This is a genomic window from Klebsiella sp. M041, assembly GCF_059759695.1.
Genome location: NZ_JCAXWU010000010.1, coordinates 63393 through 89479 on the forward strand (window position 1 = coordinate 63393; position 26087 = coordinate 89479).

Sequence of the window (26087 nt, forward strand, 5' to 3'; positions counted from 1 at the left end):
TCACCTCTGAAATAGTTATTCGTCGTCATCACAGCCCCTGGGAAATACATTTTGTTAACATTATATTAACTCAGCGTACCAGTTTATTAATTAGGCAATGAGCAGGTTGCGAAGCGCGTCACTATTTTTTTTCTTATTCGACTGAAAACAAAGAAACAGCGGACTGGCCGCTGTTTCTTTGAACTAACAAAAACAACAAAATCATTCAGTTACAACGTTTCTTACCTCAGCAGGGCCGGGGTTGTACCATCCCCATCCGCCATAGCCGTACCCCCAGGGGCGGGGACCCAGCATCCACGGGTCGATGGGCTGCGGGGGCATCACCACCTGCTGCACCACGTTCCAGCGTTTGTAGCCGGTGGCGTTCATCAGCATAAATTTGTAGGGCGTGCTACCCACTTTGCCATCGACCACCCCGGCAATCGGCCCGACCACGGTCACCAGCTGACCCCGGAAGTCCACCGGATCGAGGAAGCCGTTAACATCGGCAAAGATTCGCCCGCGCGAGGGTTCGCCCAGTTCCGGCCGCGCACCGCTGTCCAGCGGCACGGTAGCGATTTCTAAGCGGGTTTTACCCTGCTGGTTCTGCACGTTGACCACCTTGCCGCCAAAGCGCGCTTCCTGACCAACGTACAGCTGCGGGGCGTTCATCACCCGCACCAAATCCTGCTGCGGCGTGGGGCTGGTGCCTTTGATGGCATCCGGCACCGATACGCAGCCGCTCAGCGCAACGGCAACCGCTGCGGCCAGCAGCCAGCGAACGCCCTGTTTTTGACCCGCCATGATGCGACTCCTTTTCTCAGTCTTCTTGTTACTGAGATTCACTCGCGGCCCGGAAGTTTCTTCCACGCCACCTCGTTACGCAAATAAACCGGCTCCGCTTTCTCCACGGCCACGGTTTTCCCTGCCGCCAGCAGATAACAGGCTAACGGCAGCATATCCTCTGCCGCCGGCAGTTCAATTTCGCCACTGCTTAAGGTCAGTCCGCTCTCTTTCGCCAGATCCGGCCACGCCTGCCAGCCGGTGCCGACGGTGGCCCATTCGCCGGAAAGCTGCGCCAGCCGTTCGGCCACCGCGTCCGGTTTGAGCACCGCTTCCGTCTCTTCGCCGTGCCAGACGTCCTGCTCGTCGCGCTGGTACTCAGCCCAGTAGACTTCACCCATCCTGGCGTCAATCGCCGCCAGCACGCGGGTGGCGCCGGTTTTGCGCCAGGCGCCCTGCGCCATGGTGGCCAGCGTGGAAACGCCGATCATCGGCAGCTCCGCGCCGAGCGCCAGCCCCTGGGCGATACCGATGCCGATACGCACGCCGGTAAAGCTGCCCGGGCCGCGGCCAAAGGCCAGCGCGTCCAGCTCGGTCAGGGTGGTGCCGCTGTCGGTGAGCACCTCCTGCACCAGCGGCAGGATACGTTGGGTGTGTTCGCGGGGACAAATTTCGAAATGAGCACTAAGGGTGCCATCATTCCACAGCGCCGCGGAGCAGGCCTCTGTGGCGGTATCGATAGCCAAAATTCGCATGGGTGGTCACGCTCTCGTTACATAGTTCAGGCCTTCAGGCAGCCTGTTTACCGGCAGACGGTCAATCCGTCGCCACACCGCCCGAAGTCTAGTGGGAACCGCTAATTAACAAAATGGCGCGCAGCTTAACACATTTTAGGGCGGATTACCTTGCCGGCGGCACGGCGAGGAAGCGCACCGCCCGGCGGATATCGCGGGTCCGCGGCGCGGGCGGCAGGCTGGCCAGGAACACCGCGCCGTAAGGGCGCATCACCAGCCGATTGTCACAGATAACCAGCACCCCACGGTCGTCGATATCGCGGATCAGCCGGCCCACCCCCTGCTTGAGGGTGATCACCGCGTCCGGGAGCTGCACTTCATCGAACGGATCGCCGCCGCGTAGCCGGCAATCTTCCATCCGCGCTTTCAGCAGCGGGTCGTCCGGCGAGGTAAACGGCAGCTTATCGATGATCACCAGCGACAGCGCGTCTCCGCGCACATCGACCCCTTCCCAGAAGCTGCTGGTGGCCACCAGCAGGGCGTTGCCGGCGTTGACGAACTGCTGCAGCAGCTGGCCTTTACTGGTCTCCCCCTGCAGCAGCACCGGCAGGGTCATGGTGGCGCGGAACTGCTCCGCCAGATCGCGCATCATGGCGTGCGAAGTACACAGCATAAAGCAGCGACCGTCGTTAGCCTCGATCAGCGGTTTAAGCATGGCCGCCAGATGGCGCGCCGCGCCGGGCTGGTTCGGCAGCGGTAGATTACGCGGTACGCAGAGCAGCGCCTGATGCTGATAGTCAAAGGGGCTAGGCAGCAGCAGAGTCTGCGCCTCGTCGATCCCCAGCCGGGCGGTGAAGTGGTGTAGATCGTCATTTACCGACAGCGTCGCCGAGGTAAAGATCCAGCTTCCCGACTTCTGCGCCATCACCTCTTTAAACTTCTCGGCCACGGTCAACGGCGTCAGCGCAAGGGTAAAGTGGCGCGAGGTGCACTCATACCAGTAGCTGTAGCCCGGCTGATTGATCTCTTTCAGCCGCTTCAGACGCCCGCGATAAAGCGTGGCGCGCTCAAAGGCGGCGTCGAGCAGCGCCGAGCGCCCCAGCGAAAGTTTGGCGACGTCGTAACACAGTTCAAGAGCATCATCGAGCAGCAGCAGCGCCCGCTGAATGTGGCTGTCCGCCAGCAGCTCGCGCAGGTTGCCGCGGTAGCCCGAGTCCCCCAGCTGCAGGCGAAAATCCTGGGCGCTTTGCGCCAGGCGGTCGGCGCATTTTTGCAGCTGCTGGGTGTCTTTCAGTTCGGTGCGGTAGGCAATGGTGATGTCTTTCGCCAGATCCAGCAGCTGGCGGCTGGAGAGCGACTGGCCAAAGTACTGGCTGGCGATATCCGGCAGCTGATGGGCTTCGTCGAAGATCATCACCTCCGCCTCGGGGATCAGTTCGGCAAAGCCGCTCTCTTTGACCACCATATCGGCAAGAAACAGATGATGGTTGACCACCACCACGTCGGCGTCCATCGCTTTTTTACGCGCCTTCACCACGAAGCAATCTTTATACAGCGGGCAGTCGCTGCCGAGGCAGTTATCGTTGGTGCTGGTGACCAGCGGCCAGGCCTGGGAATCTTCCGCCACGCTGGCGCAGGTGCTGATATCGCCATCCTGGGTTTGGTTCGACCAGGAGCGCAGGAGGATCACGTCGCTGAGGGTTTGCACCGGCAGATCGCCGCCCGCCAGCGCCTGCTGTTCCAGGCGTTCGAGGCACAGGTAGTTGGAGCGCCCTTTTAGCAGCGCCAGTTTGCCGGTGAATTTGAGCGCTTTGGCGACGGTGGGCAGATCGCGGCTGTAGAGCTGATCCTGCAGCGCTTTCGACCCGGTGGAGATAATCACCTTTTTTTTCGCCCGCAGCGCCGGCGCCAGGTAAGCGTAGGTTTTACCGGTTCCGGTCCCCGCTTCCACCACCAGCGGCCGGGAGGCCTCAATCGCTTCGCTGACCGCCACCGCCATCTGGCGCTGCGGCTCGCGCGGTTTAAATCCCGGTATGGCTTTGGCTAGCTGGCCGTCTGCTGCAAAATCGTCGATCACATTGCCCCCTGGTTATTTGGACAGTGATTATGTCAGGGAGGACGGCGTTTCGCCAGTCCGGGTAGTGACGCGAGCGGAACATTATGGCAGTCTTGCCGCTGCCGAATGGAATGCTCAAAGAGGAATGAGAAATGACAATTACGCGTATTGATGCCGAAGCCCGCTGGTCAGATGTGGTGATCCACAATCAGACCCTTTACTACACCGGCGTACCAGCGAATCTTGATGCCGATGCCTTCGAGCAGACTGCCAACACCCTGGCGCAGATTGACGCGGTGCTGGAAAAACAGGGCAGCGACAAGTCGCGTATTCTTGACGCCACTATTTTCCTTGCCGACAAAAGCGACTTTGCGGCGATGAATAAAGCCTGGGACGCCTGGGTGGTAGCCGGTCACGCCCCGGTGCGCTGCACGGTGGAAGCGACGCTGATGAACCCGCAATATAAAGTTGAGATCAAAATCATCGCCGCGGTGTAATTACTCGTCTTCGTCTTCATCTTCAAAGCGCGCGACGATCCGTTCGCCGGTATGCGTCGCGCGTAGCTCTTCCGCCACCAGGGCAATCGCCTGGCCGCTGCTCATCCCCTGGGCCATCAGTTCCTGGATACGTTCGACCGCTTTTTGCTGTTGCTCGTGGCTCAGCGAAGGTAAACCTGCAAACATCTTGTACTCCTGCTACATTGTGGGGCGTAATTATTTCACGCCGTCCCCGCCTACGCCAGAGGGACGGTAACGTTCAGGATCGAGAAAGATGTTGTCCCCCGCGATTATTACCCTGCCCTGGCGCCCGGATGCCGCCGAATACTATTTTACGCCGTTAAGCGCCACGCCCTGGGCGATGCTGCTGCATTCCGGCTTTGCCGACCATCCGCATAACCGTTTTGATATCCTGGTGGCGGCCCCGCGCGCCACGTTGCTGACGCGCGGTGAACAGACCTGGATCGATGACGGCGAGACCGTTTGTGTCTCGGCTGACGATCCGCTGCAACTGCTTCAGCAGCAGCTGGATCGTCAGCCGTTCACGCCGCAGCCCCATGAGGATCTGCCGTTTCTTGGCGGCGCTCTGGGGCTTTTCGGTTACGATCTGGGCCGCCGTTTTGAGCGACTTCCCGCTGCCGCGCAGGCCGATATCGCGCTGCCGGATATGGCGGTGGGGATTTATGACTGGGCGCTGATCGTCGACCATCAGCGCCAGCAGGTGTCGCTGCTCAGCTATGACGACCCGCAGCAGCGTCTGCAGTGGCTGGAGGCGCAAACGCCGGCGCCGGGTGAAACCTTCGCCCTGACCTCGGCCTGGCAGTCAAATATGAGCCGCCAGCAGTACGGCGAGAAATTTCGTCAGGTGCAGGCCTATCTGCGCAGCGGTGACTGCTATCAGGTCAACCTCGCCCAGCGTTTTCAGGCCCGCTACGTCGGGGATGAATGGCTGGCCTTCCGCCGGCTGAACGCCGCCAACCGCGCCCCCTTTAGCGCCTTCATCCGCCTTGCGGAAGGGGCAATTTTAAGCCTGTCGCCGGAGCGATTTATTCAGCTCCGCCAGGGTGAGATCCAGACGCGCCCGATTAAGGGCACCCTGCCGCGGCTCGATTCGCCGCTGGCGGATGCGCAGCAGGCGGAGAAGCTGGCTAACTCGCCGAAAGACCGCGCTGAGAATTTAATGATTGTCGACCTGATGCGCAACGATATCGGCCGCGTCGCCGTCCCGGGCAGCGTGCGGGTCCCCGAGCTGTTCGTGGTGGAGCCGTTCCCGGCGGTCCATCATCTGGTCAGCACCATCACCGCCCGCCTGCCGGCGACGCTTCATGCCAGCGATCTGCTGCGCGCCGCCTTCCCCGGAGGGTCGATCACCGGCGCGCCGAAGGTACGGGCGATGGAGATTATTGATGAACTGGAACCCCAGCGACGCAACGCCTGGTGCGGGAGCGTCGGCTATCTGAGCTATTGCGGCAATATGGATACCAGCATCACCATTCGCACCCTGACGGCCTGGCAGGGGCAACTGTATTGCTCCGCCGGGGGCGGTATCGTCGCGGACAGCGAGGAAGATGCGGAATATCAGGAAACTTTTGATAAAGTTAATCGTATTCTGCACCAACTGGAGAACTAGACCATGGCGGACCACGCCCTCAATCTGGATGATTTTCTGTCCCGCTTCCAGCTGCTGCGCCCTCAGCCTTCGCGCCATGCGCTCAATCAGCGGCAGGCGGCGGTACTGGTGCCGATCGTGCGCCGGCCGCAGCCTGGCCTGCTGCTGACCCAGCGCTCGCCGCTGCTGCGCAAGCACGCCGGCCAGGTCGCCTTTCCCGGCGGGGCGGTAGATAATACCGATGCGACCCTTATCGCCGCCGCTCTGCGCGAAGCCCAGGAAGAGGTGGCGATCCCGCCGGAGACGGTTGAGGTGATTGGCGTTCTGCCGCCGGTGGACAGCGTCACCGGCTTCCAGGTGACGCCGGTGGTGGGTATTATTCCGCCGGATCTGCACTATCACGCCAGCCAGGACGAAGTCTCCGCGGTATTTGAAATGCCGCTCGCCGAGGCCCTGCGTCTCGGGCGCTATCATCCGCTCGATATCCACCGCCGGGGCAACGACCACCGCGTCTGGCTCTCCTGGTACCAGCATTATTTTGTCTGGGGGATGACCGCCGGGATCATTCGCGAGCTGGCGCTGCAAATAGGCGCGCGCCCTTAGCTATACTGATTATGAGAGGGCGCTCTCACTATTAGTAAAATCGCGGTTATCCATTAGTTTAATTCATGTGAATAGTTGAACTGACAGGGCGCTTCCCTCTTACACTATGCGCAGTTATTACATCGTTACCGCACCCGCGGTAACCCTGTCAGGAGTATTATCGTGATTAGTCTATTCGACATGTTCAAGGTGGGGATTGGTCCCTCATCTTCCCACACTGTTGGCCCGATGAAGGCCGGTAAACAGTTCGTCGATGACCTGGTCGAAAAAGGATTGCTTAATGCAGTGACCCGCGTGGCGGTTGACGTCTACGGTTCGCTGTCATTAACCGGCAAAGGCCACCATACGGACATCGCCATTATCATGGGACTGGCGGGCAATCAGCCCGATACGGTCGATATAGACGCGATACCGGCATTTATCCGTGACGTCGAGACACGCGGCCGTCTGCTGCTGGCCAACGGTCAGCACGAAGTCGACTTCCCGGCGGATGACGGCATGCGTTTTCGCAGCGACAATCTGCCGCTGCACGAAAACGGCATGACCATTCATGCCTGGGCCGGCGAGAAAGAGATCTACTGCAAGACCTATTACTCGATTGGCGGCGGCTTTATCGTCGACGAAGAGCACTTCGGCAAAGAAAACGCCAACGAACTACAGGTGCCCTACCCGTTTAAATCGGCGCAGGAAATGCTGGCCTACTGCAAAGAGACCGGCCTGTCGCTCTCCGGGATGGTGATGCAGAACGAGCTGGCGCTGCACAGCAAAAAAGAGATCGAGGACTATTTCGCTAATGTCTGGCAGACCATGCGCGCCTGTATCGACCGCGGCATGAACACCGAAGGCGTGCTGCCTGGCCCGCTGCGCGTGCCGCGTCGCGCCTCGGCGCTGCGTCGTCTGCTGGTGGCCAGCGATAAGCTCTCCAGCGATCCGATGAACGTCGTTGACTGGGTCAACATGTTCGCGCTGGCGGTCAATGAAGAGAACGCCGCCGGCGGTCGCGTGGTGACCGCGCCGACCAACGGCGCCTGCGGCATCGTTCCGGCGGTACTCGCCTATTACGATCACTTTATCGAATCCGTCAGCCCGGAGATCTATATCCGCTACTTTATGGCCTGCGGTGCGATCGGCGCGCTGTACAAGATGAATGCCTCCATTTCCGGCGCCGAAGTCGGCTGTCAGGGCGAAGTGGGCGTCGCCTGCTCGATGGCGGCGGCGGGTCTGGCTGAACTGCTCGGCGCCAGCCCGGAGCAGGTCTGCGTGGCGGCGGAGATCGGTATGGAACACAACCTCGGCCTGACCTGCGACCCGGTCGCCGGCCAGGTACAGGTGCCGTGCATAGAACGTAACGCCATCGCCTCCGTGAAAGCGATCAACGCCGCGCGGATGGCGATGCGCCGCACCAGCGAACCGCGCGTCTCGCTCGATAAAGTGATCGAGACCATGTACGAAACCGGCAAAGACATGAACGCCAAGTACCGCGAAACCTCGCGAGGCGGCCTGGCGATTAAAGTTCAGTGTGACTAACATGTTGGCTTTCGCCTGCCGCCTCCCGGGGCGCAGGCGCGGAGCGAGGGTAACTAAAAGCCCCTGCCTTCCTGATGCGCCCTCCGTGGCGCATTTTCTTTTTTCTATACCTGGCGATATTCTGCCACTACAATTGCTCTATTAAATAAGCCACGCTTAACCTCTCGTCCTGTCGACAGGGTGTCGCACATGCAGACTGCACAAAAAGTCATTACGGCCTATCGCCGCAAACGCATTATAGTCTGCCTGCTGGTCGCCCTGGTGACCCTGGGCGCCACCTTAGCCATTCGATTTATTTCGCAGCGTAGCGAAAATGAAGACTATATCCGCACGGCCGCCAGCCAGCGGGTGGCGGCGCTGAATAACATCCTGCGCCCGCTGAGCGCGGAGCGCACCACCCTGCTTCCTCTGGTGGGCAAACGCTGCCCGGATATCCATCTGACCCTGCGCAAAATGGCAGCCTCGTTGCAGACCGTTCGTTCCGTCGTCCTCGTGACGGACGGTATCGTTTACTGTTCGAGTATTTTCGGGCCACGGCAGGCGGATTTACACCAGCTGCAGCCCTCGCTGCCAGCCCCCCATCCCTTATTACTCTTTTCAACCGAAAAATCGCTGCTTAAAGGGACGCCGGTATTGATCCAGTGGTACCCCACCCCGGAAAGCGGCCAGGACGGCGTGATGTTGATTGTCAATATCGAGCTGCTGGGGACCTTAATTCTCAACGAAAAATCATCCCTGATAAGCGACGTCAGCCTGCAGGTTGGCGATCGTTATTTTAGCAGCCGCGATGGGCTTCTCGATAAAACGCATACCCCGCAGGGAACGGTGATTTATCGCCTACGCTCTGGCGAGTTTCCGTTTACCATCAACATCAACGGCCCTGGCGCCTCGACAATCGCCCTCGAAGAACTGCCCGGCGAGCTGCCGCTGGCGCTGATCTTCAGCCTGCTAATGACCGGCATCGCCTGGCTGGCCACCGCCGGAAGAATGAGCTTCTCGCGGGAGATAAGCCTCGGTATTTCCGCCCGGGAGTTTGCCCTCTGGTGCCAGCCGCTGCAGGATGCGCGCAGCGGCCGCTGCTGCGGGGTGGAGATCCTGCTGCGCTGGAACAACCCTCGCCGCGGAGCGATTTCGCCGGAGGTGTTTATTCCCATCGCCGAAGGGGACAATCTGATCATCCCCCTCACCCGCTACGTCATTGCCGAAACCGCCCGCCGTCTGGATGTTTTTCCCAGCGACCGCCAATTTCATATCGCCATTAACGTCGCTGCCCGCCACTTCGCCAACGGCTTACTGCTGCATGACCTGCATAATTACTGGTTCAGCATGAACCCGGTACAGCAGTTGGTGGTCGAGCTGACCGAACGCGATGTCCTGCAGGATGGCGACCAGCATATGGCCGAAGATCTGCACCTGAAAGGCGTACAGCTGGCGATCGATGACTTTGGCACCGGCAACAGTTCGCTCTCATGGCTGGAAAAACTGCGCCCGGACGTGCTGAAGATTGACCGCTCGTTTACCAGCTCGGTGGGGATAGACAGCGTCAATGCCACGGTGACCGATATCATTATCTCCCTAGCCAACCGGCTGAATATTATTACCGTTGCCGAAGGGGTGGAGACGCTGGAGCAGGAAAGCTACCTCAGAAACCACGGCGTCGATGTGCTGCAGGGGTTTTATTATGCGCGGCCGATGCCGGTGGAGGCGTTCCCGGCGTGGCTGGCCAGTCAAGAGGCAACAGAATAACTCGCCGGCCCCCACGGGGACCGGCGCGCAGGACGATTACTCTTCTTCGTCGCTCGGCGGACGGGTGACCACCGCGCGTACCAGATCGACCCGGTAGTCATTCGCTTCCACCACGGTGAAATGCAGCGGCGGCAGCGACACCACGTCGCCAATGCGCGGGATATGGCCATTGGCGGAGATCACCAGACCGGCAACGGTGGCAATATCCTCATCGTCATTGATCAGCGGATCCAGCCCCAGCGCCTGCTGCAGCGCATGCAGGTCGGTCGACCCCTTAATAAGCCAGCCGTCGCCATCGATAACGATCTCCGGCGTCTCATCGGCGTCCGGGAATTCACCGGCGATCGCTTCCAGGACATCCAGCGGCGTCACCAGCCCCTGTACCACGCCAAATTCATTGGTCACGATGACGAAACTGCCGCGCGCGCGACGCAGGACGCCGAGCAGATTGATCGGGTCCAGCGTTTCAGGCACCACAATCGCCGGAGAGGCGGAGGCCAGCGCCGCGACGTTTTCGCCCGACTCCAGGGCCACCAGCATCTCTTTCGCCCGCACGATGCCAATGATTTCGTCCAGTTCTCCGCGGCAGACCGGGAACAGACTGTGCGGCGACGAAAGCAGCTGACGGCGAATTTCATCTTCACTCTGCTCAGCGTCCACCCAGCTGATTTCCCCGCGCGGGGTCATGATGCTGCGCAGAGAGCGCTGAGCCAGCGTCAGCACGCCGTTAATCATGTAGCGCTCTTCTTCCGCAAAGGCGCCCTCCGGTACCGGCACCGACGCCGGGCTGTCGGCGTCATGGTTGACGGAGGCCTGTTTACGGCCGCCCATCAGGCGCAGGATCGCATCCGCGGTACGGGCGCGCAGCGGCAGCGTCGACTGGTGACGAACAAAGTTGCGGCGCGCCACCTGGTTAAAGAACTCAATGATGATCGAGAAACCGATCGCCGCGTACAGGTACCCTTTCGGAATATGGAAGCCAAACCCTTCCGCCACCAGGCTCAGGCCGATCATCAACAGGAAGCTCAGACAGAGCACCACCACCGTCGGGTGCTGGTTGACAAAGCGCGTCAACGGCTTCGACGCCAGCAGCATCATAATCATCGCGATCACGACCGCCGCCATCATCACCGGCAGATGGTTCACCATCCCGACCGCGGTGATCACCGCATCCAGAGAGAAGACAGCATCCAGCACCACGATCTGCAGTACCACCACCCAGAAACTGGCATAGCCTTTCCCGTGACCGGCGTCATGCTGGCGGTTTTCCAGCCGTTCATGCAGCTCGGTTGTCGCCTTGAACAGCAAGAAGATCCCGCCGAGCAGCATGATGAGGTCACGCCCGGAAAAGGAGAAATCGGCGATAGTAATCAGCGGCTTAGTCAGCGTCACCATCCAGGAGATCACCGACAGCAGCCCCAGGCGCATCACCAGCGCCAGCGACAGGCCGATCAGTCGCGCTTTATCACGCTGCTTCGGCGGCAGCTTGTCCGCCAGGATGGCAATAAACACCAGGTTATCGATACCGAGCACAATTTCCAGAACGATAAGCGTCAACAGGCCGGCCCAGATTGAGGGATCCATTAACAATTCCATGTGCGACTCCGGTTAGCGGCAACGTCAGTCATCGCCATGTCATGCACGGACGCGACAATAGATGCTGAGAGATAAGCGTGATGCGTGGAGGTGGCAACCAGGTGCCAGAAAGTGAAAAGACGTCGATGACGGTCCATACTGCGGGCTATGCCCTATACTCCTGAGTAATTAAACGGAAGTTAAACATAGCAAAATATAGATCGAAATTGGAAAAGATTTACCTGAATTTGCAATAACTAAGGCTATTTTTTGCGCTGCAAAATTATTACCAGGCGATGCCTGATTAACGGATCTTCATCACATTAATTATTTTTTCACTGTCTAAAATAATTCGCGGTAGTAACTATTTTCTATCTTACACCCTAACTGAATCGATTTTGTCCTCAAGAGTGATTCAGGATGTATCAAAGCAGATGATGCATTCACGATAATAAAGGAGGTAGCAAGTGACGATTGCTATTGTAATAGGCACACATGGTTGGGCTGCAGAACAGCTGCTGAAAACAGCAGAGATGCTGTTGGGCGAGCAGGAAAACGTTGGCTGGATCGATTTCGTTCCGGGTGAAAACGCCGAAACGCTGATCGAGAAATACAATGCCCAGTTGGCAAAACTGGATACCAGTAAAGGCGTGCTGTTTCTCGTCGATACATGGGGAGGCAGCCCGTTCAACGCTGCGAGCCGCATTGTCGTCGATAAAGAGCACTACGAAGTTATCGCCGGCGTCAACATCCCGATGCTGGTGGAAACCTTCATGGCCCGCGATGACGATCCTTCCTTTGATGAGCTGGTCGCCTTAGCGGTAGAGACCGGCAGCGAAGGCGTGAAAGCGCTGAAGGCCAAACCGGTGGAAAAAGCGGCCCCTGCGCCCGCTCCTGCCGCGGCGCCAAAAGCCGCCGCCCCGGCCAAACCGATGGGCCCGAATGACTACATGGTCATTGGCCTTGCGCGTATCGACGACCGCCTGATCCATGGTCAGGTCGCCACCCGCTGGACCAAAGAGACCAACGTCACCCGCATCATCGTCGTCAGCGACGAAGTCGCCGCGGATACCGTGCGCAAAACCCTGTTGACCCAGGTTGCGCCGCCGGGCGTCACCGCTCACGTGGTGGACGTCGCCAAAATGATCCGCGTCTACAACAACCCGATGTACGCCGGACAGCGCGTGATGCTGCTGTTTACTAACCCGACCGACGTTGAGCGCGTCGTCGAGGGCGGCGTGAAAATCACCAGCGTCAACATCGGCGGTATGGCGTTCCGCCAGGGCAAAACCCAGGTTAACAACGCGATTTCGGTCGATGCCAAAGATATTGAGGCGTTTAACAAGCTGAACGCACGCGGTATCGAGCTGGAGGCACGTAAAGTGTCCACCGACCCGAAACTGAAAATGATGGATCTGATCGCCAAGGTTGATAAATAACCCGGACGATCGCGCCCCAGTTTTCACTTTAAGACTTAATCAACAGGAGAAGTACAATGGAGATTACCCTTCTTCAGATTGTGCTGGTGTTCATCGTCGCGTGTATTGCGGGTATGGAGTCGGTGCTTGATGAATTTCAGTTCCACCGTCCTCTGGTCGCCTGTACGCTGATCGGCGCCGTTCTCGGCGATATGAAAACCGGTATTATCATCGGCGGTACGCTGGAAATGATCGCCCTGGGCTGGATGAACATCGGTGCGGCGGTTGCCCCTGATGCCGCGCTGGCGTCCATTATTTCCACCGTTCTGGTTATTGCCGGCCATCAGAGCATCGGCGCCGGCATCGCGCTGGCTATCCCGCTGGCGGCTGCAGGCCAGGTGCTGACCATCATCGTGCGTACCATCACCGTAGCCTTCCAGCACGCAGCGGATAAAGCGGCGGAGAATGGCAACCTGACCGCCCTGTCGTGGCTGCACGTCTCATCCCTGTTCCTGCAGGCGATGCGTATCGCTATCCCGGCCGTCATCGTGGCCATTTCCGTCGGTACCAGCGAAGTCCAGGGCCTGCTGAATGCGATTCCTGAAGTGGTTACCAGCGGCCTGAACATCGCCGGCGGCATGATCGTGGTTGTGGGTTACGCGATGGTCATCAATATGATGCGCGCTGGCTACCTGATGCCGTTCTTCTACCTCGGCTTCGTCACCGCCGCCTTCACCAACTTCAACCTGGTGGCCCTGGGCGTGATTGGCGCGGTCATGGCAATCCTCTACATCCAGCTGAGCCCGAAATATAACCGCGTCGCCGGTGCCCCGGCTCAGGCGGCTGGTAACAACGATCTCGATAACGAACTGGACTAACAGGTGAGCGAAATGGTTGATATGACTAAAAATACCACCGAGAAAAAACTCACTCAGAGTGATATTCGTGGCGTGTTCATTCGTTCTAACCTGTTCCAGGGTTCATGGAACTTCGAACGTATGCAGGCGCTGGGCTTCTGCTTCTCTATGGTTCCGGCGATTCGTCGTCTCTACCCGGAGAACAACGATGCGCGTAAGCAGGCGATTAAGCGTCACCTTGAGTTCTTCAATACCCATCCTTACGTTGCCGCGCCGGTACTGGGCGTAACGCTGGCGATGGAAGAGCAGCGCGCCAATGGCGCAGAGATTGACGATGGCGCCATCAACGGCATCAAAGTCGGTCTGATGGGGCCGCTGGCCGGCGTCGGCGACCCGATCTTCTGGGGTACGGTGCGTCCGGTGTTCGCGGCCTTAGGCGCCGGGATCGCGATGAGCGGAAGCCTGCTCGGACCACTGCTGTTCTTTATCCTGTTCAACGCGGTGCGACTACTGACCCGCTACTATGGCGTCGCCTACGGTTACCGCAAAGGCGTAGACATCGTGAAAGATATGGGCGGCGGCTTCCTGCAGAAACTGACTGAGGGGGCGTCAATCCTCGGCCTGTTTGTCATGGGGGCGCTGGTTAACAAGTGGACGCACGTGAACATTCCGATGGTGGTGTCAAAAATCACCGGCTCTGACGGACAGGTTCACGTCACCACGGTGCAGACGATCCTCGACCAGCTGATGCCGGGCCTGGTACCGCTGCTGTTGACCTTCGCCTGTATGTGGCTGCTGCGTAAGAAAGTTAACCCGCTGTGGATCATCGTTGGCTTCTTTGTCATCGGTATCGCGGGCTACGCTGTCGGTCTGCTGGGTCTGTAATTTCCAGGTTGTACGCCGGGGGCTTGCCCCCGGCTTTTTTTTATCAGGAGGAACGCAAAGCAATGACATTCACGGACCTGGTGATCATCCTGTTTATCCTTGCGCTACTGGCCTACGCGGTGTATGACCAGTTTATTATGCCGAGGCGCAACGGCCCGGTGCTGCTGGCCATCCCCCTGCTTCGCCGCAGCCGCGTTGACGGCATGATCTTTGTCGGCCTCATCGCCATTCTGATCTATAACAACATCACCCAGCACGGCACCGCGATCACCACCTGGCTATTATCTGCGCTGGCGCTGATGGGACTCTATTTATTCTGGATCCGTACGCCGAAAATCATTTTTAAACCACGCGGCTTTTTCTTCGCCAACGTGTGGATAGAATATCAGCGAATTAAAGAGATAAATTTATCCGAAGACGGCGTACTGGTGATGCAATTAGAGCAACGGCGGCTGCTGATTCGCGTACGAAATATCGACGATCTGGAGAAAATATACAAACTTCTCGTTTCAACTCAATGAGTTAAAAATATAGCCAACGCTATGTTTTTTCAGATTTCGTCTGGGGAATTATATAGCCATGGCTATATTTCCCCCTCTGCCCTTCTGTTTTTCATTAACTATTTATTTACTTATAAATTCAAATGAAAATCGTTATCATTTGGTTATTAAAATAGCCCTCTTCAGTTATTGTTTTATATTCTAAAAATATGTTAAGGTTGCGCCCGTCGTTGGGGAGTAGCCGATTTCCTGCCCGTCAGGAAATGTACGTGTCAACATACTCGTTGCAAAACGTGGCACGTACGGGTTGAAGTGATTCAATCAGGCGAGACCATAGATACATCACTGCTGTACGTATTGCTCAGCCATTGAGCGGCTCCGCGTATATTTACTGGGGGCAGCGATGTGTCATATGGATTATCCCCGGTCAGGACAGGCACATGAATTTATCCGCAACCCTTCTTCTCGCTTTCGGCATGTCTATGGACGCCTTCGCGGCCTCTATCGGCAAAGGCGCCACCCTGCATAAACCCAAATTCTCAGAAGCTGTACGCACCGGGCTGATTTTTGGCGCCATTGAAACCCTGACGCCGCTGGTCGGCTGGGGACTGGGCATGCTGGCCAGCCAGTTTGTGCTCGAGTGGAATCACTGGATTGCTTTTATTCTGCTGGTGTTTCTCGGCGGGCGGATGATTGTCGAAGGGCTTCGCGGCGATAGCGACGAGGCGTGCGAGGCGCCTCGCCGGCATGGCTTCTGGCTGCTGGTCACCACCGCCTTCGCCACCAGCCTTGACGCGATGGCCGTCGGCGTCGGTCTGGCCTTCCTGCAGGTCAGCATTGTGACCACCGCGCTGGCGATCGGCTGCGCCACCTTTATCATGTCGACGCTGGGGATCATGGTGGGTCGCTTTATCGGCCCGCTGCTGGGCAAGCGGGCCGAAATTCTCGGCGGTATCGTACTGATTGGCATCGGCAGCGAAATTCTCTGGAGCCATTTCGCCGGTTAAGCTTTACTCCTCACGCTGCCAGCAATGGATCATAAAATCGGTCTGGCAGCCAAAGGTCGCCTGCTGACGCAGCGCGTCATGCACTTCGGCTTTGGCCCGCCACGCGAACGGCGTCATCTGCAGCAGGGCCTGCGCTTCACTTCCCGTCAGGGTCATCGGATAAGCCAGCTGCTGCTGAGCATCCAGGCGGAACCCCGGCATCGCTTCCGTCTTCAGCTCATGCAGGCGGATCTCATCGTAAATCAGCCCTTTCAGCTCCAGCAGATGGCGAGGGCCCGGCGTGGCAGTGATCACCCATCCGCCGGGCCGCACCACCCGCGCCAGCTCACCGGCGTTGCAGGGGGCGTAAATGCGCACCACCGCATCGAAGCTGTTATCGGAGAATGGCAGCCGCTGGCTGGAGGCGACGCAAAAATTCACCTGCGGATAGCGTTTCGCCGCCGCGCGGATTGCCGACTTCGACACGTCCAGCCCCCAGCTGCGGCTGGCGATGGCGGCAAATGCGTGGGTGTAATAGCCTTCGCCGCAGCCGATATCCAGTAATGCCTGAGGGGCAGCGTGCCGCAGTCGCTCAGCGATAGCGTCCCGCAGCGGCTGATAATGCCCGGCGTCGAGGAACGCCCGGCGGGCCTGCATCATCTCAGCGCTGTCGCCGGGATCGCGCGACCGTTTGAACTGCACCGGTAGCAGATTGACGTACCCCTCTTTCGCCAGATCGAACTGGTGCCGCTGCGGGCAGGAATAGTGATTGTCGCTACGGCTGAGCGGCGCGTGGCAAAGGGGGCAACTGTATGACATGACGGCTCCGGTGTCGCTGAAAGGGCGAAAGTGTAGCGCTATTCGCCCCTGCAGACCACTGTTACAGCGCCGGCGCCAGCGGGTGGCTGTCGTGCATAACGATCAGATTCTCTGCGCCTTGTGGCATGCCGTCCGGCATGACGTTCTCCAGCCGCAGGACATCGCCCATAATCTGGCTGAATACAGGGGCGGAAACGGCCCCGCCGTAATAGGAGCCATTGCTCGGGTCGTTCATCACTACAACCAGCGCGAACTGCGGACGGCTGGCGGGCGCCACGCCGGCGGTATAGGCCACATATTTGTCGATATATTTGCCGTCCGGACCGATTTTCTTAGCCGTCCCCGTTTTTACCGCCACCCGGTAGTCGCGCACCGCTGCTTTGGTACCGCCCCCGCCCGGGAGCGCCACGCTCTCCATCATATGCTCCACGCTGTGAACAATATTCTCCGGCATTACGCGCGTGCCAATCACCGGCGGATCAATGCGGGTGATCGACAACGGTCGTTGTATGCCGAAGCCGCCGATGGTGGCGTAAACGTGCGCCAGCTGGAGCGGGGTAACCATCAAACCATAGCCGAAAGCGAAGGTGGCGCGATCCAGTTGCCCCCAGTAACGACGATGCGGCATCAGCCCGGCGCTTTCGCCGGTCAACCCCAACCCCGTCGGCTCGCCGAAGCCGAAAGCCGTATAGGTGTCAATCAGATGCTGCACCGGCATGGCGAGCGAGAGATGCGATACGCCGGTATCGCTGGATTTCTGCAGGATGCCGGTCAGGCTCAGCTCCGGATAATAGCCGACATCGCGGATACGGTGGCCGTCGAGGACAAACGGATGAGTGTCCACGACGCTGTCCGGCTGGACAATCCCCTGCTGCAGCGCGGTCATGATCACCAGCGGTTTGACGGTCGACCCCGGCTCGAAGGTATCGCTGATGGCCCGGTTGCGAAAATCATCCAGCGTTGCGGCATCGCGATTGTTGGGATTGAAGTCCGGATAGCTGGCCATCGCCAGGATCTCGCCGGTATCGATTTTAATCAGCACCGCCGCCCCGGACTCGGCTTTATTCCAGCGAACAGCGTTGTCGAGGGCATCTTCCGTCACCGTCTGCAGGCGCTCATCGATACTCAGCTGCAGATTATGCGCCGGCACAGGCGGTACTTCGGTAATGTTCTCAATCACATTGCCATGTTTATCTTTCCGCACCAGACGTCGCCCGGGTTTACCGGTCAGCTGGGCGTTGAAGCTTTTCTCCACCCCTTCGATGCCCTGATTATCGACATTGGTAAAGCCCAGCAGATTGGCAGCCACATGGCCTGCCGGATAGAAACGCCGCGATTCATCGCGTAGGTAGACGCCTGGCAGATGCAGTTTATCAATCCACGCCGCCTGCTCGGGATTGATCTGCCGCGCCAGATAGAGAAAGCGGGCGTGAGGATGGCTCTGTACCCGCTGGGCCAGTTCCCCGAGGTTGAGATGCAGCGCTTCGGCCATCGCCTGCCAGCGGGGTCCGTAGCCGACGCCGCCCTTCTCCATGGTGGTCTGCGGGTCGATCCAGATTGCGCTGACCGGAACGCTCACCGCCAGCGGTCGTCCTTCCCGGTCGGTGATCATTCCCCGCTCAACCGCAACGGGCTCTTCGCGCAGAGAACGCATATCCTCTTGTTTTACCAGATTATCGGGGGAAATAATCTGCAGCCAGCCCACGCGGGCCAATAGCAGTCCCAGACAACCGAGTATGGCCACGCAGAGTAACCCGAAGCGAATCGGGGTAAAGCTGGCGGCGGACTTCATTTTTTTATTTAGCACCATAGCTCCGGCATTGTTTTGCAACCAACTGATTTAACAGAAAATTAGCAAAACAGACTGCTACACAATGCTAATAAAGTTGAGTATTTGCAACAAGACGCGACGAGAAGGGGAAAAATGACATGCTTTGCAATAAAAACGCAAAAGCCCCGCGCAGGCGAGGCTTTTATACAAGAAGAGTGGTCTTGTATCAGATAGCAGTTACGTTAACTGCAGCCGGACCTTTCTGGCCGTCCTGAATTTCGAACTCAACGTTCTGGCCTTCAGCCAGAGTTTTGAAGCCGTTACCCTGGATAGCGGAGAAGTGTACGAACACGTCTTTGCTGCCATCAGCCGGAGTAATGAAACCAAAACCTTTAGACTCGTTGAACCACTTAACTTGACCTTTAATCTTTGCCATTTGCAAAATTCCTTAGACTGTTTTCTTCGCCTGCTGGCGTTTACATAGATAAAACTGACACATAACTGCATGAGGCACTAATTTAAGGTTCGGCAGAGAAGCGGTATTCAACGACAACGTGTTTACTCAGGACTTCTTTACTGAAAATGCCACACATAAACAGAACTGTACCTCGTTTAACCCGAAAGGTGTTATCACACACTACGTAAATAATGGCAAGCCATTTTTAAACGTGTCTCGATCGTTCGCACAAATTATAAGGTAATCCTTTGATCGCCTGCACATTTATGCGTGTTTGTCGCCCCTGGCAAGGCGCTATGGCGGTTATCAATAACGCAAGAGCGCAGCCCGGTAACGGCAACTTTTTTACCATAGCTCAACAACTTCGCTTCGTCCAGGTATGTCCGTATACGAACTGCCAGTATACAGGCGACTGGCGGGCCGTGATGAATATTGATGCGCAAAATTCGTTATAACCCCAAACGAAAAATCGCTAAAGCGACGCCAGTGTAGTGATAATAAAACCTGTTAGTCGTCACGCTAAAAATAGTGCTAATTCTGCACCTTAATAATGAAAAAAAGATGACAGCGTCACGTTATCCAACAATAAACGCGGCGGGGATCACTTTATTTACAGCGTGTAAAAAAGGCGATAGTACATTGAGAAAGGAATAATGGAATAAGAATAAGATATTACCGCCCGCTATCATGCAGGTGCGCATCTTATGATGCACACCTGTCGAGGTACTTAGCGCTCTGCCACCAGGCGGATAAACTCGTCCTCCCCTTTCGCCTTACCGGCGACGGTCGGCTCAGCCACGTCCTCTTTTTCCGGCGCACTGGCTTCGCACAGGCGACGTAGCAGCGCATTCTGCCGCTTTTGCTGATCCAACAGCGCCTGCAGCAGTTCTATCTGCTCATTCGCCCGCGAGCTGGCGCGGTTGACGAAGAACCATAACAACAGACCGACAAGCAGCAGCGCCACAGACACGGCCAGCGATGCCAGATTTAAGATCCCAGGATTTAGTAACTCACTCATTTCACCACCTCAAAGAGAAGGCGTTCATTCTACCACCCGCGGCGCAGAAGGAAATCGGTCGTCAGAAAAATGTCTTACCACGGGATAAATTTGTTGATAGTGCAAATGCCGCTGAAAAACTGAACATCCTGGTCGCACATTACGTTAAGCATCTGAGTCCACAGCAACAGGCAGCCTGCTATGATGACTATCAGTAAAACCCACCGTAATTTTTTCACTCCACTCTCCGCATCAGTACTTTATGTCGCCAGGATAACACGGCCTTCTTAAACCGCGGCTAACTGTAATACGAAAGGCAAGTTTAGGAATCATCGACTTGTTTCAAAACGTGTTCGTGTCAAAATCACGGCAAGGATCTTACAAATAATGAGGCATCAATGCGATTAATCATTCGTACTATTGTCGTAGTGGCTATCTTATGGATTGGCGTATTATTAAGCGGCTACGGGGTATTATTCCACAGTGAAGAAAACGTCGGCGGTCTCGGCCTGAAGTGTCAATACCTCACCGCCCGTGGGGTCAGTACCGCACTTTATGTGCATTCCAATAGCGGCGTGATCGGCGTCAGCAGCTGCCCGCTGCTGCGTAAAAGCGCAACCGTCGTCGATAACGGCTAAGATCGAACCGGCGACCGCGACGATAGCGCCGCGGTCGCCGAATGCTTCAGCGCCGTGTCAGAAGGGGTAGTCGTTATATCCCATCTGCTCAGAAATCTTGCGCGCCGCCTGGTGCAGCATCGCCACATATTCATGCAAACGTTCTTCAGAGAAACGTAAGGTCGGGAAAGAGATACTCAGCCCGGCGATGACCACGCCGAAACGGTCGAATACCGGTACCCCGATGCAGCGTAGCCCCTCTTCCTGCTCTTCGTTATCTTCGCCATACCCCTGCTCGCGAACGCCATCCAGCACCTTCAGCAACTCAGCGGTACTGGTGATGGTCCGCTCGGTGCTACGTTTATACTCCACGCCGTCAAGGATCTGCTCCACTTCGCTGCGATCGCGCCACGCCAGCAGAACCTTGCCAATCGCGGTGCTGTACAGCGGGTTGCGACGGCCGATACGCGAGTACATCCGCAGGTTATACATTGAATCAATCTTGTGAATGTAAACAATACTGTCTTCATCCAGCGCGCCGAGATGGATAGTCTCTTTCGTCAGGCGGGAGAGTTCCCGCATCTGAATATCGGCGCTGCGCACCAGATCGACGTTCTGCAGCGCGCGCGCGCCGAGCTCGAACAGTTTGAGCGTGAGGGAGTATTTCTCAGACTCTCCCTCCTGCGCCACATAGCCCAGTGATTTCATGGTCTGTAAAAAGCGATAAACGGTGCTTTTCGACATCATGACGCGCTGGGACAGTTCGGTAATGCCAATTTCACGCTCTTCACCCAGCGCCTGCAGGATGCCGAAAACCTTCAATACCGAAGAGACAGAATCTGGCTGTTTATCCAAATCTGCACCTGCCATTTATCACCTCGTCGTAACTGTTTTATAAAATTTAGAACCGGTTTTTATTATAAATTCGCCGCCTCTGCGCCGCAATCATTCTTCTGCCACTTCGTTACAAATCTGCGACATACTGCGGAATAATCAATGCTAAACTCATCATTCAAAAAACCGTTTCATTCAAGACTTATATTCACCATGGATAAAAATTCATCCGATGGCGTGCCGCTGCCGCAACGTTATGGCGCCATTCTGACCATTGTGCTTGGGCTGACCATGGCCGTGCTCGACGGGGCTATCGCCAACGTCGCGCTGCCAACCATCGCCAGCGATCTTAACGCCTCGCCGGCGGCTTCAATCTGGATCGTTAACGCCTACCAAATCGCCATTGTTATCGCCCTGCTGCCGCTCTCTTTCCTCGGCGACATGGTCGGCTATCGCCGTATCTATAAGATAGGCCTGGTGGTGTTTATCTTTACCTCGCTGGCCTGCGCCCTGTCGCGCAGCCTCGAAATGCTGACCTTCGCCCGCGTCGCCCAGGGACTGGGCGGCGCCGCGCTGATGAGCGTAAACACGGCGTTGATCCGCCTGATTTATCCGCAGCGCTTTCTCGGTCGCGGCATGGGTATCAACTCCTTTGTCGTCGCCGTCTCTTCGGCAGCAGGCCCGACGATCGCCGCCGCCATCCTCTCCCTCGCCTCATGGCAATGGCTGTTTTTAATTAACGTGCCTCTCGGCATCGTCGCCTTTGTCCTGGCCATGCGCTTTCTGCCGCCCAACAGCGCGCGCAGCAAAATCGTCCGCTTCGATTTGCCGAGCGCCATCATGAACGCGCTGACCTTCGGGCTGTTGATCACCGCCCTGAGCGGTTTCGCCCAGGGCCAGTCCACGCAGCTGGTGCTGGCGGAGGTCGCCGCTATGCTGGTGGTAGGCTTTTTCTTCGTTCGCCGTCAGCTCACGATGCCCGTCCCGCTGCTGCCGGTCGATCTGCTGCGCATCCCGCTCTTCTCCCTCTCAATCTGCACCTCCATCTGCTCCTTCTGCGCACAGATGCTGGCGATGGTCTCTCTGCCTTTCTTCCTGCAGACGATGATGGGGCGCAGCGAAGTGGAAACCGGCCTGCTGCTGACGCCGTGGCCGCTGGCGACGATGGTGATGGCGCCGCTGGCCGGCTATTTAATCGAGAAATGCCATGCGGGGCTGCTGGGGGCCATTGGGCTGCTGGTTATGGCCTGCGGCCTGTTCGGTCTGGCGCTGCTTCCGGCGTCACCCACCGATCTGGATATTATCTGGCGTATGGCGCTGTGCGGCGCCGGCTTCGGGCTGTTCCAGTCGCCCAACAACCACACCATTGTCGCCTCGGCGCCGAGCCATCGCAGCGGCGGCGCCAGCGGCATGCTGGGCACCGCTCGCCTGCTCGGCCAGAGCACCGGCGCCGCGCTGGTGGCCCTGCTGTTCAACCTGCTCGGCAACAGCGGCACCCACACCGCCCTGCTGCTGGCCGGCATCCTGGCGACCGTCGCGGCGCTGATTAGCGGTCTGCGCGTCACCCAGCCGCGCGCAGCCTGACGATGAAGGACAAAAAAAATCCGCAGCCTTCGGGCTGCGGATTTTTATTTTCAGCGTCAGATGACGGACTATTTCAGATATTCACCGCTACGCAGGGCTTCAATACGCTTGTCCAGCGGCGGGTGGGTCATAAACAGCTCGCTCATGGATTTCGCTTTACCATTAATGCAGAACGCCATCATGCTGCTGGCTTCCTGCGGCTCATAGCTGGTTTTCAGACGCTGCAGGGCGGCAATCATCTTCTCGCGGCCCACCAGGCGCGCCGAGCCGGCATCAGCATGGAACTCGCGATGACGAGAGAACCACATGGTGATAATGCTGGCCAGAATACCGAACACCAGCTCCAGCACCGTGGCGACGGCGAAGTAGATCAGCGGGTTGCCATTGCTGCTCTCGCCTTCATCTTCCCGGTTGCCGCCGAGGAAACCGGCCGCAATCTGCGCGATAACGCGGGAGATAAAGATAACGAAGGTGTTTACCACCCCCTGGATCAGCGTCATGGTGACCATATCGCCATTGGCGATGTGGCTGATTTCATGGGCGATGACCGCTTCCGCTTCATCACGGCTCATGTTTTGCAACAGCCCGGTACTGACGGCGACCAGCGAGGCGTCGCGACGCGCGCCGGTAGCGAAGGCGTTGATGTCAGGGGCGTGATAGATAGCCACCTGCGGCATGGCAATGCCCGCCTGCTGCGCCTGCTGCGCAACGGTGTTCATCAGCCAGCGTTCCGTTTCGTTGCGCGGCTGCTCGATCACTTCCCCACCCACAGACTTCAGCGCCATCCATTTCGACATCATCAGCGAAACGATAGAACCACCGAAGCCGAACAGCAGGGCCATAATCAACAGACCGGTCATGCTGCTGGATTGGATCCCCGTGAGGCTTAACACCAGCCCGAACACGACCATCACTGCCAGGTTCGTCAGCAGGAAAAGCGCGATTCGCATCATAATTTTCTTTTTACCTCAATTTAACAAAACGCACTATGCGATTACACACATCGTATGGGTCAGGCTGCAATTTTCAACCATCAGCCCCCGCTAAGTCACGATAAAAACACAACTTTACATTTTGTAGCATCTTGCTGACAGCGGCAGAGCAGGTTGACATTTTGTTAGATGAGCTGAATGGCGATGACCAGGCGCATAAAAAAACGGGCACCTCTCAGGGTGCCCGTTGGCGACTTATTGGCTGGCCGGCGGTTCCACCGCCGGGCGCGCTTTTTCGAGATGCGCCAGGTCTACCGCGATATGGACCGTTTCATCAAGATACGGATCCGGCTCCTGGTAATCCTTCGGCAGATCGTCCAGTTTTTTCAGCGGCGGTTTGCCTTCGCGTTTCAGGCGATCGTTAATCCGCGCCAGACGAATCGCATCATCCTCTTCGTTCTCTTTTTCACGCTGCGCGTAGTTCAGAGAGACGATGTTACGCTTGTCCTTCATCGCGTTATAACGGGCAATATCCTTTATGATGTACTGGAACTCAGGATCCTGGGCAATACGCTCGTCGTGGCGCTTGAGCAGTTCCGGTCCAAACGGGGCGAGGTCCCCGGACTTCACGTAGGTGGCCGCGTTGATGCTATCCCACGGCAGCGCGTTGTCTTCATACTGCTCGCCGGTTTCGCGATCTTCATTTCCGGTTGGCATCATGATATCCGGCGTTACGCCTTTGCGCTGAGTACTGCCGCCGTTAATGCGGTAGAACTTCTGGATGGTGTACTGAACGGAACCTAACGCCGGCCAGTCCGGACGCAGCATCTGATCGTAGATACGATTCAACGAGCGATACTGCTGTACGGTACCTTTACCGAAGGTCGGCTCGCCAACGATCAGCGCGCGGCCATAATCCTGCATTGCGGCGGCAAAGATCTCAGACGCTGAGGCGCTAAAGCGGTCAACCAGCACCACCAGCGGCCCTTTGTAATAGACTACGCCATCGTTATCGCTGTCTTCGCGCACCTTGCCATTGTTATCCCGCACCTGCACCACCGGGCCGGACGGAATAAACAGCCCCGAGAGCGATACCGCTTCGGTCAGCGCCCCGCCGCCGTTGCTGCGCAGATCGATAACCACGCTGCTGACGTTCTGTTTTTCCAGCTTCTGCAGCTGCACTTTCACGTCATCGGTCAGGCCGACGTAAAAGCCCGGGATATCCAGCACGCCGACTTTTTCTTTACCGACGGTTTTCACCGACATCTTCACCGCGCGGTCTTCCAGACGGATGCGTTCTCGGGTCAGGGTGACGATACGCGTCTTGGCCCCTTTGCCGGCCGGCAGGATCTCAAGGCGAACCTTGCTGCCCTTCGGCCCTTTAATCAGCGCCACGACGTCATCCAGACGCCAGCCAATGACATCGACCATCGACTTCCCGGTCTGGCCGACGCCGACAATGCGGTCGCCGACGCTGATCGCTTTGCTCTTCGCAGCCGGACCACCCGCCACCAGCGAATTAATGACCGTGTAGTCATCATCCATCTGCAGCACAGCGCCGATCCCTTCGAGTGAGAGACTCATCTCGGTGTTGAACTGCTCGGTATTGCGCGGCGACAGATAGTTGGTGTGCGGGTCGATTTCGCGGGCGAAGGCGGTCATCGCCAGCGAGAAGACATCTTCGCTGTTGGTTTGCGCCAGACGACGGATAGCGAACTTATAGCGACGGGTTAAGGTGTCGCGGATCTCTTTATCGTCTTTCCCCGCCAGCTTCAGGCTTAACTGGTCAAATTTCACCTTGGCGTCCCACAGCTTGTTCAGCTCGGCCTCGTCTTTCGGCCACGGCGCTTTGGAACGGTCAAGGTTGAAATTATCGTTGCCGGTAAAGTCCATCGGACGTTCCAGCACCTTCAGCGCATACTGATAGCGCTCGAAGCGGCGCTGCTGCGCCAGGTTGTAGAGGTCATAGAAGACGTCCAGTTTCCCGGTGCGCAGTTCGTCGCCGATTTGGTCTTTTTTCGCCGCGAACTTCGCCACATCGCTGGCCAGCAGCACATTATGGCTGTAATCCAGCAGGTTCAGATAACGGTCAAAAATCTTTGCCGAGAAGGCGTTGTCGAGATCGAACTGACGGTAGTGAGAGCGGGTAAAGCGCGATGTCACGCGCTCGCTCACCGTCGCGTGCTGCGGCTCTTCTTTCAGCACGGGGATTTGATCTGCCCGGGTTATTTCATCAACAGCGAACGCATGGCCTGCTATTGCCAGCAGGCCCGCAAGCGCGGTGATTTTAAAAAATGTGTTCATGCCTGGCCCGGCCTCCG

Annotated in this window: 25 protein-coding genes and 1 pseudogene; 12 read left to right on the top strand and 14 right to left on the bottom strand. The window is 57.6% G+C overall.

What is annotated here, in order from left to right; genetic code table 11:
* Positions 1-201 precede the first annotated feature (201 nt).
* From AC6CWS_RS14695 to yoaA, 3 genes are all read right to left on the bottom strand, one after another.
* A complete protein-coding gene (locus AC6CWS_RS14695) occupies positions 202-783 on the bottom strand; it encodes a Slp family lipoprotein (protein ID WP_032453356.1) in 582 nt (193 codons plus the stop codon).
* A gap of 38 nt (positions 784-821) precedes the next feature.
* Positions 822-1517, bottom strand: a complete 696-nt coding sequence (gene tsaB / locus AC6CWS_RS14700; RefSeq protein WP_140599510.1) for a tRNA (adenosine(37)-N6)-threonylcarbamoyltransferase complex dimerization subunit type 1 TsaB — start codon at positions 1515-1517, stop codon at positions 822-824.
* A 145-nt stretch (positions 1518-1662) separates the two neighbouring features.
* Positions 1663-3573, bottom strand: coding sequence for a DNA repair helicase YoaA (gene yoaA / locus AC6CWS_RS14705; protein WP_065881188.1), 1911 nt, complete (start codon positions 3571-3573; stop codon positions 1663-1665).
* Between the two features lie 131 nt (positions 3574-3704).
* Here yoaA and AC6CWS_RS14710 point away from each other — a divergent pair, with 131 nt between their 5' ends.
* Positions 3705-4049 carry a RidA family protein gene (locus tag AC6CWS_RS14710; protein ID WP_002910910.1) on the top strand — a complete coding sequence of 115 codons (345 nt, stop codon included), beginning with the start codon at positions 3705-3707 and terminating at the stop codon, positions 4047-4049.
* Here AC6CWS_RS14710 and AC6CWS_RS14715 read toward each other — a convergent pair whose 3' ends face one another.
* The gene (locus tag AC6CWS_RS14715; protein WP_004203339.1) at positions 4050-4235 is read right to left on the bottom strand and encodes a YoaH family protein; all 186 of its coding nucleotides are present in this window, start codon (positions 4233-4235) and stop codon (positions 4050-4052) included.
* 88 nt (positions 4236-4323) lie between these two features.
* Between AC6CWS_RS14715 and pabB the strand changes: the two genes are divergently transcribed.
* From pabB to pdeD, 4 genes are all read left to right on the top strand, one after another.
* A complete protein-coding gene (pabB, locus tag AC6CWS_RS14720; RefSeq protein WP_065812662.1) occupies positions 4324-5679 on the top strand; it encodes an aminodeoxychorismate synthase component 1 in 1356 nt (451 codons plus the stop codon).
* A 3-nt stretch (positions 5680-5682) separates the two neighbouring features.
* Positions 5683-6261 carry a CoA pyrophosphatase gene (locus AC6CWS_RS14725; RefSeq protein ID WP_023290215.1) on the top strand — a complete coding sequence of 193 codons (579 nt, stop codon included), beginning with the start codon at positions 5683-5685 and terminating at the stop codon, positions 6259-6261.
* Between the two features lie 162 nt (positions 6262-6423).
* Entirely contained in the window at positions 6424-7788 is a 1365-nt protein-coding gene (gene sdaA, locus AC6CWS_RS14730) for an L-serine ammonia-lyase (protein ID WP_004203344.1), read from the top strand.
* Between the two features lie 189 nt (positions 7789-7977).
* Positions 7978-9534 (top strand): cyclic di-3',5'-guanosine monophosphate phosphodiesterase PdeD, encoded by a 1557-nt coding sequence (pdeD, locus tag AC6CWS_RS14735; RefSeq protein ID WP_065881185.1) that lies wholly within the window; start codon positions 7978-7980, stop codon positions 9532-9534.
* A gap of 36 nt (positions 9535-9570) precedes the next feature.
* On the opposite strand, the gene yoaE is transcribed toward pdeD, so the two are convergent.
* Entirely contained in the window at positions 9571-11130 is a 1560-nt protein-coding gene (gene yoaE / locus AC6CWS_RS14740) for a CNNM family cation transport protein YoaE (RefSeq protein WP_023290217.1), read from the bottom strand.
* A gap of 446 nt (positions 11131-11576) precedes the next feature.
* Here yoaE and manX point away from each other — a divergent pair, with 446 nt between their 5' ends.
* The 5 genes from manX to mntP all read left to right on the top strand — a co-directional run bounded on the left by manX (position 11577) and on the right by mntP (position 15776).
* A complete protein-coding gene (manX, locus tag AC6CWS_RS14745) occupies positions 11577-12548 on the top strand; it encodes a PTS mannose transporter subunit IIAB (protein ID WP_004203357.1) in 972 nt (323 codons plus the stop codon).
* A gap of 56 nt (positions 12549-12604) precedes the next feature.
* Positions 12605-13405, top strand: a complete 801-nt coding sequence (locus AC6CWS_RS14750) for a PTS mannose/fructose/sorbose transporter subunit IIC (protein WP_004203359.1) — start codon at positions 12605-12607, stop codon at positions 13403-13405.
* Between the two features lie 12 nt (positions 13406-13417).
* Positions 13418-14269, top strand: a complete 852-nt coding sequence (locus tag AC6CWS_RS14755) for a PTS mannose transporter subunit IID (protein ID WP_004145526.1) — start codon at positions 13418-13420, stop codon at positions 14267-14269.
* Positions 14270-14331: 62 nt separating this feature from the next.
* On the top strand, positions 14332-14790 hold the full coding sequence (locus AC6CWS_RS14760; protein WP_065881182.1) for a DUF986 family protein: 459 nt from the start codon (positions 14332-14334) through the stop codon (positions 14788-14790).
* 419 nt (positions 14791-15209) lie between these two features.
* Complete coding sequence (gene mntP, locus AC6CWS_RS14765; RefSeq protein ID WP_023290219.1) at positions 15210-15776, top strand: manganese efflux pump MntP; 567 nt, start codon at positions 15210-15212, stop codon at positions 15774-15776.
* A gap of 3 nt (positions 15777-15779) precedes the next feature.
* Here mntP and rlmA read toward each other — a convergent pair whose 3' ends face one another.
* From rlmA to mgrB, 6 genes and pseudogenes are all read right to left on the bottom strand, one after another.
* A complete protein-coding gene (rlmA, locus tag AC6CWS_RS14770; protein ID WP_065881180.1) occupies positions 15780-16574 on the bottom strand; it encodes a 23S rRNA (guanine(745)-N(1))-methyltransferase in 795 nt (264 codons plus the stop codon).
* 61 nt (positions 16575-16635) lie between these two features.
* Entirely contained in the window at positions 16636-18384 is a 1749-nt protein-coding gene (gene ftsI / locus AC6CWS_RS14775) for a peptidoglycan glycosyltransferase FtsI (protein ID WP_032428912.1), read from the bottom strand.
* A 187-nt stretch (positions 18385-18571) separates the two neighbouring features.
* Positions 18572-18781 carry a transcription antiterminator/RNA stability regulator CspE gene (cspE, locus tag AC6CWS_RS14780; protein ID WP_001062678.1) on the bottom strand — a complete coding sequence of 70 codons (210 nt, stop codon included), beginning with the start codon at positions 18779-18781 and terminating at the stop codon, positions 18572-18574.
* 85 nt (positions 18782-18866) lie between these two features.
* Positions 18867-18938: pseudogene (locus tag AC6CWS_RS14785) on the bottom strand (DUF2627 domain-containing protein); the annotation flags it as partial.
* 591 nt (positions 18939-19529) lie between these two features.
* Entirely contained in the window at positions 19530-19820 is a 291-nt protein-coding gene (locus tag AC6CWS_RS14790; protein ID WP_023290222.1) for a YebO family protein, read from the bottom strand.
* 74 nt (positions 19821-19894) lie between these two features.
* Positions 19895-20038, bottom strand: a complete 144-nt coding sequence (gene mgrB, locus AC6CWS_RS14795; protein WP_002911375.1) for a PhoP/PhoQ regulatory lipoprotein MgrB — start codon at positions 20036-20038, stop codon at positions 19895-19897.
* A gap of 159 nt (positions 20039-20197) precedes the next feature.
* Between mgrB and AC6CWS_RS14800 the strand changes: the two genes are divergently transcribed.
* Positions 20198-20437 carry a YobH family protein gene (locus AC6CWS_RS14800; protein WP_023290223.1) on the top strand — a complete coding sequence of 80 codons (240 nt, stop codon included), beginning with the start codon at positions 20198-20200 and terminating at the stop codon, positions 20435-20437.
* Between the two features lie 57 nt (positions 20438-20494).
* Here AC6CWS_RS14800 and kdgR read toward each other — a convergent pair whose 3' ends face one another.
* Positions 20495-21286, bottom strand: a complete 792-nt coding sequence (kdgR, locus tag AC6CWS_RS14805; RefSeq protein WP_004203369.1) for a DNA-binding transcriptional regulator KdgR — start codon at positions 21284-21286, stop codon at positions 20495-20497.
* A gap of 177 nt (positions 21287-21463) precedes the next feature.
* On the opposite strand from kdgR, the gene AC6CWS_RS14810 reads away from it, so the two are divergent.
* Complete coding sequence (locus AC6CWS_RS14810; protein ID WP_044523967.1) at positions 21464-22834, top strand: MFS transporter; 1371 nt, start codon at positions 21464-21466, stop codon at positions 22832-22834.
* A 68-nt stretch (positions 22835-22902) separates the two neighbouring features.
* Here AC6CWS_RS14810 and htpX read toward each other — a convergent pair whose 3' ends face one another.
* Both htpX and prc read right to left on the bottom strand, forming a co-directional pair.
* Complete coding sequence (htpX, locus tag AC6CWS_RS14815) at positions 22903-23787, bottom strand: protease HtpX (protein WP_023290225.1); 885 nt, start codon at positions 23785-23787, stop codon at positions 22903-22905.
* 234 nt (positions 23788-24021) lie between these two features.
* Positions 24022-26070 carry a carboxy terminal-processing peptidase gene (gene prc, locus AC6CWS_RS14820; RefSeq protein ID WP_065881176.1) on the bottom strand — a complete coding sequence of 683 codons (2049 nt, stop codon included), beginning with the start codon at positions 26068-26070 and terminating at the stop codon, positions 24022-24024.
* Positions 26071-26087: the final 17 nt, after the last annotated feature.